This is a genomic window from Bacillus sp. S2(2024) (genome assembly GCF_050474045.1).
In the GTDB taxonomy this organism is placed as follows: Bacteria; Bacillota; Bacilli; order Bacillales; family Bacillaceae_G; genus Bacillus_A; species Bacillus_A yunxiaonensis.
In genome coordinates, this window is sequence record NZ_JBFLUS010000003.1 from 3,003,228 (window position 1) to 3,016,417 (window position 13,190).

The 13,190-nt window shown below is 37.7% G+C and carries 12 protein-coding genes and 1 pseudogene; 4 read left to right on the forward strand and 9 right to left on the reverse strand.

Annotated features, from left to right (window positions below; translation table 11 throughout):
* Window positions 1–115 precede the first annotated feature (115 nt).
* From lpdA to pdhA, 4 genes are all read right to left on the reverse strand, one after another.
* Window positions 116–1,528: a dihydrolipoyl dehydrogenase gene (gene lpdA / locus AB1284_RS15060; protein WP_429754094.1), complete on the reverse strand. Its 1,413-nt coding sequence runs from the start codon at window positions 1,526–1,528 to the stop codon at window positions 116–118.
* Between the two features lie 6 nt (window positions 1,529–1,534).
* Window positions 1,535–2,821, reverse strand: coding sequence for a dihydrolipoamide acetyltransferase family protein (locus AB1284_RS15065; RefSeq protein ID WP_429754093.1), 1,287 nt, complete (start codon window positions 2,819–2,821; stop codon window positions 1,535–1,537).
* A gap of 95 nt (window positions 2,822–2,916) precedes the next feature.
* Window positions 2,917–3,894: a pyruvate dehydrogenase complex E1 component subunit beta gene (gene pdhB, locus AB1284_RS15070; protein ID WP_429754092.1), complete on the reverse strand. Its 978-nt coding sequence runs from the start codon at window positions 3,892–3,894 to the stop codon at window positions 2,917–2,919.
* A 3-nt stretch (window positions 3,895–3,897) separates the two neighbouring features.
* Window positions 3,898–5,013 carry a pyruvate dehydrogenase E1 component subunit alpha gene (gene pdhA / locus AB1284_RS15075; protein ID WP_429754091.1) on the reverse strand — a complete coding sequence of 372 codons (1,116 nt, stop codon included), beginning with the start codon at window positions 5,011–5,013 and terminating at the stop codon, window positions 3,898–3,900.
* A gap of 565 nt (window positions 5,014–5,578) precedes the next feature.
* Between pdhA and AB1284_RS15080 the strand changes: the two are divergent.
* Window positions 5,579–5,683, forward strand: a pseudogene (locus AB1284_RS15080) (YjcZ family sporulation protein); the annotation flags it as partial.
* A gap of 108 nt (window positions 5,684–5,791) precedes the next feature.
* Complete coding sequence (gene def, locus AB1284_RS15085; RefSeq protein WP_429754090.1) at window positions 5,792–6,346, forward strand: peptide deformylase; 555 nt, start codon at window positions 5,792–5,794, stop codon at window positions 6,344–6,346.
* A 279-nt stretch (window positions 6,347–6,625) separates the two neighbouring features.
* Here the strand turns inward: def and AB1284_RS15090 are convergent, their stop codons facing one another.
* Entirely contained in the window at window positions 6,626–7,399 is a 774-nt protein-coding gene (locus tag AB1284_RS15090; protein ID WP_429754089.1) for a Cof-type HAD-IIB family hydrolase, read from the reverse strand.
* Between the two features lie 510 nt (window positions 7,400–7,909).
* Between AB1284_RS15090 and AB1284_RS15095 the strand changes: the two genes are divergently transcribed.
* Both AB1284_RS15095 and rnjA read left to right on the forward strand, forming a co-directional pair.
* Window positions 7,910–8,122, forward strand: coding sequence for a DNA-dependent RNA polymerase subunit epsilon (locus AB1284_RS15095; RefSeq protein WP_035429230.1), 213 nt, complete (start codon window positions 7,910–7,912; stop codon window positions 8,120–8,122).
* 3 nt (window positions 8,123–8,125) lie between these two features.
* Entirely contained in the window at window positions 8,126–9,793 is a 1,668-nt protein-coding gene (gene rnjA / locus AB1284_RS15100; protein WP_429754088.1) for a ribonuclease J1, read from the forward strand.
* Window positions 9,794–9,830: 37 nt separating this feature from the next.
* On the opposite strand, the gene AB1284_RS15105 is transcribed toward rnjA, so the two are convergent.
* The 4 genes from AB1284_RS15105 to AB1284_RS15120 form a co-directional block, all read right to left on the reverse strand.
* On the reverse strand, window positions 9,831–10,499 hold the full coding sequence (locus AB1284_RS15105) for a potassium channel family protein (RefSeq protein ID WP_336481395.1): 669 nt from the start codon (window positions 10,497–10,499) through the stop codon (window positions 9,831–9,833).
* Between the two features lie 500 nt (window positions 10,500–10,999).
* On the reverse strand, window positions 11,000–11,866 hold the full coding sequence (locus tag AB1284_RS15110) for a cytochrome C oxidase assembly protein (RefSeq protein ID WP_429754087.1): 867 nt from the start codon (window positions 11,864–11,866) through the stop codon (window positions 11,000–11,002).
* A gap of 100 nt (window positions 11,867–11,966) precedes the next feature.
* Entirely contained in the window at window positions 11,967–12,425 is a 459-nt protein-coding gene (locus AB1284_RS15115) for a TlpA disulfide reductase family protein (RefSeq protein WP_336481397.1), read from the reverse strand.
* A gap of 74 nt (window positions 12,426–12,499) precedes the next feature.
* Window positions 12,500–13,048 carry a peroxiredoxin gene (locus AB1284_RS15120; RefSeq protein WP_090914271.1) on the reverse strand — a complete coding sequence of 183 codons (549 nt, stop codon included), beginning with the start codon at window positions 13,046–13,048 and terminating at the stop codon, window positions 12,500–12,502.
* Window positions 13,049–13,190: the final 142 nt, after the last annotated feature.

Below are 13,190 nucleotides of genomic sequence, written 5' to 3' on the forward strand. Positions count from 1 at the left end.
ACAATTTTAATAGAATATTACTGCCTAAATCTGAAATTAGACTTAGACTCATTTTTTCTAAATAAAACAACCGCCTCCCTAGATACTAGGGGACGGTTGTTTTATTTAGCTTATATTATTTTACAATGTGAATTGGCATTCCAAGAGCAACTTCAGCTGCTTCCATTGTGATTTCACCTAATGTTGGGTGAGCGTGGATTGTTTGAGCGATATCTTCAGCTGTCATTCCAGCTTCGATAGCTAAACCAATCTCAGAAATAATATCAGAAGCGCCTGCGCCTGCAACTTGTGCACCTACAAGAAGACCATCTTCTTTACGTGTTACAAGTTGTACGAAACCGTCTGTGCTGTTTAATGATAATGCACGACCGTTTGCAGCGAATGGGAATTTAGACACTGCTACGCTCATTCCAGCTTCTTCAGCTTGTTTCTTAGTGTAACCAACAGATGCTAATTCTGGATCAGTGAAGCATACTGCTGGAATTCCAATGTAATCGATTGCCGCTGCGTGACCGCTAATTGCTTCAACAGCTACTTTACCTTCGTAAGAAGCTTTGTGAGCTAATGGTGGTCCAGGAACGATATCACCAATTGCATAGATATTTGGTACGTTTGTACGGCATTGCTCATCGATTTCGATTAGACCGCGGTCAGTCATTTTAACTCCAACTTGCTCAAGACCAATTTCTTGAGTGTTTGGACGACGACCTACAGTTACTAATACGTAATCTGCTTCTACAGTTTGTACTTCGCCTTTAACTTCGAAGCTAACTTTTACGCCGTTTTCAGTTTCTTCAACGCCTTTAGCCATAGCTTTCGTATGGATTGTTACGTTACCTTTTTTCTGAAGAGCGCGTTTAACAACTGTGCTCATTGCTTTTTCGAAACCAGCTAAGATTTCATCGCCAGCTTCTACTACAGTAACTTCTGTACCGAAGTTAGCATATGCAGTTCCTAATTCCATACCGATGTAACCGCCGCCGATTACAACAAGTTTCTTCGGAATTTCAGGTAAGCTTAATGCACCTGTAGAGTTGATAACACGTTTAGAATATTTGAATCCAGGAATTTCAATTGGTGTAGAACCTGTTGCAAGAACAGCATTTTTAAACGTATACGTTTGAGCTGCATCTTCAGTCATTACGCGTAATGTGTTTGCATCTACGAAGTAAGCTTCACCGCGAATGATTTCAACTTTGTTACCTTTTAGAAGGCCTTCTACACCGCCAGTTAATTTCTTAACTACGCCGTTTTTCCATTCTTGAACTTTTGTGAAGTCAACTGTTACGTTTTCTGCCATAATACCCATGTCATCAGAATGTTTTGCATTCTCATAACGATGACCTGCATTGATTAATGCTTTAGATGGAATACATCCAACGTTTAAGCATACACCACCAAGGTTAGCTTTTTCAATAATAGCTACTTTTTGTCCTAATTGTGCTGCACGAATTGCTGCAACATATCCACCAGGACCTGCACCAACAACGACTGTATCTAATTCAATTGGGAAATCTCCTACTACCATTGTTTATTACGCCTCCATTACTAATAATTGTGGGTCGTTTAATAGACGTTTAATTTGGTTTAATGCTTTCTGAGCAGTTGCACCGTCGATTAAGCGATGGTCAAAGCTTAAAGATAATGCTAATACTGGAGCTGCAACGATTTCACCGTTTTTCACAACTGCTTTCTCAGCAATACGGCCGATACCAAGAATTGCTACTTCTGGGTGGTTAATAACTGGAGTGAACCATTGTCCACCTGCAGAACCAATGTTTGTGATTGTGCAAGAAGCACCTTTCATCTCTGCTGGAGCTAAGCGACCTTCACGTGCTTTAGTTGCAAGCTCATTGATCTCGTTAGAGATAGTGAAGATAGATTTACGATCAGCATCTTTTACAACTGGTACTAAAAGACCTTTGTCTGTATCAGCAGCGATACCAATGTTGAAGTAATGCTTGTGAACGATCTCTTGAGATGCATCATCTAAAGAAGTGTTCATCATTGGGTATTCACGTAATGCAGATGTTAATGCTTTTACAACGTATGGAAGGTAAGTTAATTTAATACCTTTTTCAGCTGCAACAGCTTTGAATTTCTTGCGATGAGCAACAAGTTCAGTTACATCTACTTCGTCCATTAATGTTACGTGAGGAGCTGTATGTTTAGAGTTAACCATTGCTTTTGCAATCGCTTTACGGATACCGCTCATTTTCTCACGAGTTTCTGGGAATTCACCAACTGGAATTGGTTGTGCTTTTGGAGCTTCTTCTTTCGCTGCTGCTGGAGCTTCTTTCGCTACTGGAGCTTCAGTTGCTGCTGCTACTTGTCCACCGTTTGCAAATGCATCGATGTCAGCTTTTACAACACGACCGTTTTTACCAGTACCAGCTACTAGACGAATGTCTACACCTTTTTCGCGTGCATATTTACGAATAGATGGCATAGCAATTACGCGCTCGTTAACTACTTCTGCAGTTGCTGCTGGAGTAGCCGCTGCTGCTGGAGCTTCTTCTTTTACTTCTTCAGCTTTTGGAGCTTCGTCATGATCGTCACCTTTAAATTTAAGGTTTTCATAACCAGGAGCGTCAAATTTAACAAGAACATCTCCTACTACTGCTACTGTACCTTCTTCTACAAGAATGTCAAGTACTTTACCTTTAACTGGAGAAGGAATTTCTACAACAGCTTTATCATTTTGTACTTCAAGAAGTACATCATCTTCGTTTACTTCATCGCCTGGTTTAACAAACCATTTTACGATTTCACCTTCGTGGATACCTTCACCGATATCTGGTAGTTTAAATTCAAATGCCACGGAATTCAGCCCCCTGATTCATATCATTATTATTAAGTATCGCAAAAGAAATCAGCATGCGCTGACTTCTTTTGCACATAAAAGTAAAATTAAAATTAGAAGTTCATTACTTTGTTAACAGCTTCAACAATATCCTTGTGGTTTGGTAACCATACGCTCTCTGCTTGAGAGAATGGGAATACTGTATCAGCAGCTGCAACACGTACAACTGGAGCTTCTAAGTTTAAGATTGCACGGTCATTGATTTCTGCTACAACATTAGCTGCAATACCAGCTTGTTTTTGAGCTTCTTGAACTACAACAACGCGGCCTGTTTTTTCAACAGAAGCAATAATTGTTTCGATATCTAATGGTTGAACTGTACGTAAGTCAACAACCTCTAAAGAGATGCCTTCTTTTTCTAGTTCTTCAGCAGCTTTTAATGCAGCATGTACCATTGCACCGTATGTGATAACAGATACATCTGTACCTTCACGTTTTACATCAGCTTTACCAAGGTCAATTGTGTATTCACCTTCTGGTACTTCTTGACGGAAAGAACGGTATAATTTCATGTGCTCTAAGTAAATAACTGGATCGTTATCACGAATTGCAGAAATTAAAAGACCTTTCGCATCGTATGGAGTAGATGGAATTACAACTTTTAAACCTGGTTGTTGTGTCATTAATCCTTCTAAGCTGTCAGCGTGTAATTCTGGCGTATGAACACCACCACCGAAAGGAGAACGAACTGTAATTGGAGCAGTCCAACGTCCACCAGAACGGTAGCGCATGCGAGCCATTTGACCAGAAATAGAATCCATTACTTCGAAAACGAAACCGAAGAATTGAATTTCAGGAACTGGACGGAAGCCCTCAAGTGCTAAACCAACTGCAAGTCCACCGATACCAGACTCTGCAAGTGGAGTATCCATTACACGGTCTTCACCGAATTCAGCTTGCAAACCTTCAGTAGCACGGAATACACCGCCGTTTACACCAACGTCTTCACCAAACACAAGTACGTTAGGATCATTTTTCATTTCAACGCGTAAAGCATCAGTGATTGCTTGAATCATTGTCATTTGAGCCATGGCTTACTTCGACTCCTTTTCTTTGTAAATTTCATATTGTTCAGCTAAGTTGTAAGGCATTGTTTCGTACATGATTTCCATCAAATCAGTAACTTTTTGTTTTGGAGCTTGGTCTGCTTTAGCAATCGCTTCTTTAATATCTTCTTTAGCCTGTTCGATTACTTTTTCTTCTTCTTCTTGAGACCAGATACCTTTGTTTTCTAAGAACGCACGGAAACGTACGATTGGGTCTTTTTGTTCCCATTCGTTTTCGATATCTTTTGTACGGTAACGAGTTGGGTCATCACCAGCCATTGTATGTGGACCGTAACGGAATGTTAAAGTCTCGATTAAAGTAGGGCCTTCACCGTTTACTGCGCGCTCACGAGCAAAAGCAGTTGCTGCGTATACAGCTAATGGGTCCATACCGTCTACTTGAATTCCATAAATACCTGCTGCAACTGCTTTTTGTGCTACAGTTTTTGCTGCAGATTGTTTTTCTACTGGAGTAGAGATTGCATAACGGTTGTTTTGAACAACGAAGATTGCTGGAGCTTTAAATGCACCCGCAAAGTTCATACCTTCGTAGAAGTCACCTTGAGACGCTCCGCCGTCACCAGTGTAAGTAATTGCAACAGATTTTTTACCACGTAATTTCATACCTAACGCAACACCAGCAGTTTGGATGATTTGCGCACCGATAATAATTTGTGGAGAAAGTGCATTTACATCTGCAGGCATTTGGTTACCCATGAAATGTCCGCGAGAGAATAAGAATGCTTGGTATAGTGGTAAACCGTGCCATACTAATTGCGGAACATCACGGTACCCTGGTAAGATGAAATCTTCTTTTTCAAGAGCAAAATGACTTGCTAATTGAGAAGCTTCTTGTCCAGCTGTTGGCGCATAGAAACCTAAGCGACCTTGACGGTTTAAAGAAATAGAACGTTGGTCTAATACGCGAGTATACACCATACGACGCATTAATTCTTTTAATTGATCATCAGTTAATTCTGGCATAGCTGCTTCATTCACAACTTCGCCTTTTTCATTTAAGATTTGTAATGTTTCAAATTGAGCTGCGATAGCTTTCATTTGCTCATCAACATTAAATAGGGCCTTTTTTGTTTTAGTACCCATTCCGTTCACCTCTTCCTCTCTTGAACCATATTCTTAAACGCTTTCACTAGCACCTTGCTAAGATAAAAGCATAAGCACGAAAACTGACGCACCATTCGTCAGTTATTGAATAATTTGTGCACCTAACAATCTGTACTAATGTTTTTATTTAAACAAATTAATACAATCTTGATCACGTTTTTAAGTTTACAACTATTCTAATCACCCTGTCAATCACTTTGATTTCGAAATTTTTTCGGAATTTAACGAGGTTTTCTTAACAAATACACATTTTCAAAATACTATCTGTATTAGTGAGTGAACCTCACCTGTTATATTATTCCCTTTTCACACATATTTTGATCATAGAATAATATGTAAACGATTTATTTCACTCTTATCTTTTGTCCCATTTTAATAAAAATATGCAGCCCTTATCGCCTTTTAGGCAAATAACTATAACATTTTTCTTCTTTCTTCCATACATTATATTAACCGCAGCATTCGCGGAAATGGTAAAGGAGGTTACACCATGTACGGATACACTCATTGTTATTACCCAACTGCTTGCGCATATCCTACGTATGGATATGGTGGATATGGTGGTTGCGGCGGATTCGGACACGGATTTGCTATAATCGTTGTATTGTTTATACTTTTAATTATCGTCGGTGCTTCTTGCATCTGTTAATGTAAAATGAAACAATTATAAAAGAACAAGGCGGTTTGACTACCTTGTTCTTTGTCATGACTTTTCCCACGACCTTTGGTAGACTAAAGATGAAAGGAGAGATTGCATATGCTTACAATGAATGATGTGATTCGTGAAGGAAATCCAATTTTACGAGCAGTAGCTGAGGAGATAGCTCTACCAGCGAGCGAAGAAGATGTACATATATTACGAAAAATGATCGAATTTGTTATTAATAGTCAAAACCCCGAAATGGTTGAAAAATATAATTTACGTCCTGGAATTGGTTTAGCAGCTCCTCAAATTGGTGTTTCTAAAAAAATGATTGCTGTTCATGTAACCGATAGAGATGGAACGTTATATAGCTACGCTTTATTTAACCCGAAAATTATCAGTCACTCTGTAGAACGTACGTACTTATCAGGTGGCGAAGGTTGTCTATCGGTAGATCGCGAAGTTCCTGGCTATGTGCCTCGTTACACTCGCATCACTGTAAAAGGAACAACAATAAACGGTGAAGAAGTGAAACTACGTTTAAAAGGTTTACCAGCTATTGTCTTCCAACATGAAATTGATCACTTAAACGGTGTTATGTTTTATGACCATATTAATAAAGACAATCCATTTTTAATCCCAGAAAATACAACACCTTTAGAAAGATAAAGTGAAACTTCCAACAGTGGTTTTTTTCATCCCCCCTACTATTGGAAGCTCTCACCAATCGGGCTTTTACGGGCAGTTATCCCTCGCTATATCTTCCTCGTTTCTCTTCAAATCTTGAGATGGGGGTCTTACTGCCCGCGAATAGCGGGATAAAATGAAACTCCTATCAGTAAGGGCCTTTGCTGTCCGCCAATAGAAGGATAAAAAAATTAGTCTGTTTTCATTAAACTTAATGAAAACAGACTAATTTTTACATGAAATGGTTTTCATACTGATCCTTTACAATAATCCTGCCCACTGCAATCCATGAAGGATACCATCTTCTGCAACATCTTTCGTTACATAATTAGCAAGTTTCTTCAAATCTTCATGTCCATTTCCCATAGCAATTCCTGTCCCTACAGTTTCAATCATTTCGAAATCATTCAACCCGTCCCCAAATGCATAAACCTGTTCTCGAGTGAATCCAAGCTTTTCAATAAATTTTTCAATTCCTTTCGCTTTCGATCCCCCCATCGGAATAATGTCCATAGAATAAGCATGCCAGCGAATAAAATGAAATTGCGGATAGTCGTTGATAAACTTTTCTTCTTCCCCTGCTTTACAAAATAGAAGCGTTTGATAGATGTCACGCTTTTCATAAAAACTAGGTTCAAACACGGGATGACTCATGCGAAGACTAGCAAAGCTTTCCGCTACATAATTATGTGATGCCACTGTCGCCTTCATGTCTTTATGATCCAAATAAACAAGAGGATAGCCTTCCTCTTCTGAAAACTTCGTGAAGGCATGTAATGTATCTGGGTGTAAAGGATTTTTATATACAACTTCATCTTCAAATACAACATACTGTCCATTAAAACTTACGTAATTATGAATATTTAGCTCTTTACGAATATCTTCAAACATAAATGGTGCACGTCCTGTTGCAATTGCTACATGTACCCCATTTTCTTGAAGGCGACGTACAGCTTCTCTTGTAGATTGTGGTATTTCTTTGTTATGATCTAGTAAAGTTCCGTCAATATCAAAAAAGACAATTTTATCATTCATTTACATAATCCTTTCTACTACATCAAGTTAAACATCTCACTTCATCGTTTAAATCTCTTCTCAAATACTAAAAAAGTATAACATATAAAACATCTATGAAGAAAGCGCTCAGCATCTAACCATCTTACCTAACTATGCATATACTGAAATAAAAATGGCACTGCAATTCAACACATGAATTTTCTTTTCTATTCTATCTCATACTATAATTTGAACGAAATATCTTCTTAATAGTAGTTCATTTTCTAAAATTCACTTCTTATTGCACATCAGAATAAGATTACATGCATGTTTTGAACGAAGAAAGGAAGGGACAATCGTGCTAAAGAAACTGAAGAAAAAGTTAAAAGTATATTGGAACGATTTACTTCGTAAAAAAACAATTGCTTAAATCGTGCCCATTTCGGGCTTTTTTCTTCATTCTTATTCGAAAAAACATGAAAATCATAACCGTTTGCTTTATAATAGGTAAAAGATAGCCTAAAACATAAACAAGGAGAGATTGTTTTAATGATTTTTAAAGTATTTTATCAAGAAAAAATGCTAGAGGTACCTGTACGTGAAAATACTAAGGTACTTTATCTAGAAGCTGGGTCTGAAAGAGAAGTTCGCACAAAGTTACACAAGTTCGCATATAATATCGAGTTTATCCAGTCTGTAACTGGTGCTCATCTTGAATATGAAAAGCAATATGCAGATTTCAAATTAGCGGAGAACGTCTAATTTATGAAATTCTTAAAAAATGATCAAACTGCTGTTTTCGCGCTTGGCGGACTCGGTGAAATCGGCAAAAATACATATGCTGTCCAATTTCAAGATGAAATTATTATTATTGACGCTGGGATTAAATTCCCAGAAGACGAACTTCTCGGGATTGATTATGTCATCCCTGACTACACGTATTTGGTACGTAACGAAGAAAAAATTAAAGGACTCTTTATTACACATGGTCACGAAGATCATATCGGTGGAATCCCTTATTTATTGCGTCAAGTAAACATTCCAATTTATGGTGGAAAACTTGCGCTCGGACTGATTAAAAATAAACTAGAAGAGCACGGATTACTGCGAAAAGCACAACTGTATGAGATTAAAGAAGACGATGTAATTAAATTCAAAAAAACATCCGTTTCTTTCTTCCGCACGACGCATAGCATCCCAGATTCGTACGGTATCGTCGTGAAAACACCACAGGGTCAGGTTGTTCATACAGGAGACTTTAAATTTGATTTCACACCAGTTGGTGAACCAGCAAACTTAACAAAAATGGCTGAAATCGGAAAAGAAGGTGTCCTTTGCTTGCTATCTGATAGCACGAATAGTGAAGTCCCTCACTTTACAATGTCCGAACGTCGCGTAGGTGATAGCATTCAGGATATTTTCCGTAAAGTAGAAGGCCGTATTATATTCGCAACGTTTGCTTCAAATATCCATCGACTGCAACAAGTGGTAGAAGCTGCAGTAGCAAACAATCGAAAGATTGCTGTTTTTGGCCGAAGCATGGAAGCAGCAATGGAAATCGGACAAAATCTTGGCTACATTCGCTGTCCGAAAGATACAATTATTGAACCATCACAACTAAATCGTATACCAGCAAACCAAGTTGTGATTTTATGTACAGGAAGTCAAGGTGAACCAATGGCTGCATTATCTCGCATTGCCAATGGTACCCACCGTCAAATTCAAATTATCCCTGGTGATACCGTCGTATTCTCGTCCTCTCCGATTCCTGGGAACACGGTAAGTGTAAGCCGTACAATCAACATGTTGTATCGTGCAGGTGCTGATGTAATTCACGGACCACTGACTGACATTCATACAAGCGGACATGGTGGACAAGAAGAACAGAAATTAATGCTGCGTCTCATTAAACCAAAATATTTCATGCCAATTCACGGTGAATATCGTATGCAACGTATGCATGCAAAATTAGCGAATGATTGTGGTATTCCTGAAGAAAATTGCTTCATAATTGATAACGGTGATGTACTTGCGCTTCGTGAAGATGAAGCAACAATCGCAGGAAAGATCCCTTCTGGTTCTGTTTATATCGACGGAAACGGCATTGGTGATATTGGTAATATCGTACTTCGAGACCGCCGTATTCTTTCAGAAGAAGGACTTGTTATCGTTGTTGTTAGCATCGATATGAAGGAATTCAAAGTGGCAGCTGGACCAGATATTATTTCTCGTGGATTCGTTTATATGCGTGAAAGCAGTGATTTAATTAACGATGCACAGACATTGATTACAAGTCATTTAGAAAAAGTAATGGAGCGCAAAACGACACAATGGTCTGAAATCAAAAATGAAATTACAGATACGTTAGCTCCATTCTTATACGAAAAAACAAAACGTCGTCCAATGATCTTACCAATCATTATGGAAATTTAAATAAAAAGGACAATGCCAAGCTGCATTGTCCTTTTTATTATTTTGCTAAAAACATTTCAAAGCGATCCACATCATTATCATGACCAATGACTATCAAAATATCTCCGATTTGAATATTTTCTGTCGCACGCGGTGAAACAAGAACTTCCTTTCCGCGTTTAATTGCCACAATGTTTAATCCAAACTTCGCACGGATATCTAATTCAATTAACGAATGACCATCAATCTTTTCATTCGCAATAATCTCAACGATGCTATGTTCATCTGAGAGTTCTAAATAGTCTAAGACACTACTTGAAGCAATATTATTCGCAATTCGTTTCCCCATATCACGCTCAGGATGAACAATATGATCGGCACCAATTTTAGTTAAAACTTTTTCATGATAATCGTTTTGTGCTTTCACAGTAATATTTTTCACGCCTAATTCTTTTAAAATAAGAGTCGTTAAAATACTTGCATTCAGATTATCACCAATCGCTACCACAACATGATCAAAATTACGGATTCCTAAACTTTTTAATACCATTTCATCTGTAGAATCGGCAATTACAGCATGGGATGCAATATTTGCAAATTCATTTACACGGTCTTCATTCATATCAATTGCCATAACTTCTATTCCTAGCTGCGCTAATTCCCGGCAAATGCTGCCGCCAAATCGGCCAAGACCAATAACAGCAAACTCTTTTTCCTTCGTACTCACACAAATTCCTCCAATAATATCGAATCGTATAAAGTAAATCCTCCATCAGTGTTTTTCATCTCCCACTCATGGTTAATTGAACGAATCAAGCTCTTATAAGCAGTTATTCTCTTATTCATTCTTTTTCTCTTTAAAAACTAGATACAAAGACTTTACTGCCGTTTAATTAGGATCAACTATCATTGTAGCATACTTTATAAAGTGAAACTTCCCTCAGAGGGGATTTTCTTCCTCTCCCTCTGAGGGAAAGCTCTCACCAATCGGTCGCATGCCAGCAGTTATCCCCCACCTATCTTCTGTAGAAAAGCGGAAGCGACTCGCCCAGAATCGCAGGACGCCCGCGCCTAAGACAGAGAGATGTTTTTTACCTCGTAGGAAGAAGTGAAGCCACCGAACATTCTAGCCACTGGAACTGGACAATGCTTTCGCCGAATCTTGAGGTGGAGGTCTTACTGCTCCCAAATAGCGGGATAAACGTTACAACAATTTCCTTTCTATCTTTATTTTTGTTTTTGAATATAGAAAAATTGTTGTAAATAAAACGCAAGCATACATATTAACATACCGAAAATAAATACATTTCCAAATGAACTAAACGTCTGAAATACAAATACTAAAGTTTCTTGTCCAAAAAAAGCAAATAATAACTGTATAAAAGCAAATAACAATGCAAATTGATAGTGCTGCTGATGAAATAAATAATGAGTAGCTCCTAAAAAACCAATAAAAGAAACAATAAATACCCACCATATTTCAATCATTTTTTGCCACCCTGTTAGCTCATATCCGTTCACAATAATAGCAATTGCTCCTATAACAAACATTGTTGGAACACTCCAAAACAAAGCCCACTTTCGAAAGAGTAATACCGCTTGCCTGTCTTCTCGTTTATACGCGCAATACGTTAAAAAAGCCGCACTTATATATAAAAGCGATACAATTGTCAGAACAATAATTAACCAAAAATGAAGCTGATAATACTCATTTTCTATATTTGTAACAATTGCAGCTATCAAACCTGGAATACATATACCAGTATATCCTTCAACTAGAGCTTTGTTCCAAAACACCATATTACCAATTCGAATTCCTAATAACATAAAAATAATGGCACCAAGGATAAATAAAGTCATTTTATTTCCAACTAAGCTCGTTGAAAAAGCAATCAATCCAACAAATAAGAATAGTACAAACGCATTCATAATTTCTACAACAGGCGATAAATACAATCTCATCCACTCATATGTGCTTGCATAGCTTTCTTTTTTCGCTAAACAATATGTATAGAAACTAACACCGAAATATGTCGCAGCTATGATTACATATGTATATAAAAAGAAACATAGTATAGTACTTCCGATTTGCACACTATCCCCTACCCTTTTTCTCTATATAACAAATTGATTTTACACATTTTGTATATGAAATGTAAACTAAAAACCTCCCTATCACGAGGGAGGTTTTCTATTATTCAGCTGTTTTTTCAGCTTCATCAAGAACACGATTAACTCGTTTTGTTAGCATTTGCATGCCGCTACCACCAGCTTGGAAATGACGCAGCACACCATTTTTATCAAAAACATAATATGCTGGCACATATTGATTTTCAAAGGAATCTGTAATTGCATGCTTATTGTCTACTAAAATCGGCTGTACAATACCGTGCTCCTCTGCCACTTCTTTCACTTTTTCAAGATCTAAATCTTCTTCTGAACGCGGCATATGTACAGCAATTACATTTAATTTGTCTTTATAATCATCACGGAACTCGTTAATGCTCGGCATCGCTTCTTTACATAAATGACAACTAACAGACCAAAAATGAATCAATGTTGGTTTATCGCCAATTAGCGCTTCCCTTACTACTTCTCCATTTAGTACAGTTGTTGCTCCTTCTAAGGAAGGCATTGGTTCACGTAACTTCATTACATTTCCTCCTTATATATGTAGAGAAAGGCCTAACAACGATTTGTTAGACCTTTTTTCACTCAGTCAAAAAATTAAACGTTTAAAGTTGCTTGACCTGGTTTCCAGTTTGCTGGGCAAAGTCCACCAGTTTGAAGAGCTTGAAGAACGCGGATTACTTCGTCAACTTCACGTCCAATGTTATTATGATGTACAACTTGATACATTAATTCGCCTTCTGGGCTAATGATGAATAGACCGCGAAGTGCGATACCCTCTTCTTCAAGTAATACGCCATATTCACGAGATACTACATGATTTGTATCAGCAGCTAATGGATATTTTAATTCACCTAAGCCGTTTTTCGTACGGTCAGTGTTAATCCATGCTAAATGAGTATGGATTGTATCAGTTGATACACCAATTACTTCTGCATCTAAGTCTTCAAACTCATCATAACGATCAGAAAGTGCGATGATTTCTGTTGGACATACGAAAGTGAAGTCCATTGGATAGAAGAAAAGCACTGTCCATTTATCTTGTTTCATAACCTCTTCAAGGCTTACTTTACCAAATTCTTTGTTTGGCATAACAGCATCCATCTCAAAGCGTGGAGCCTGTTTTGCTACCATACGTTCTGCCATATGTATCAACCTCCGTTAAATTTTTTGTCATATGTTATCTACTCTTGTATTATATATGAAGAATCAGTTTTTAGTCAATGTTATTTAATAATTATTATAAAATAACTAACTATTAACTTTTTCCTCTACCTACCATTATAAA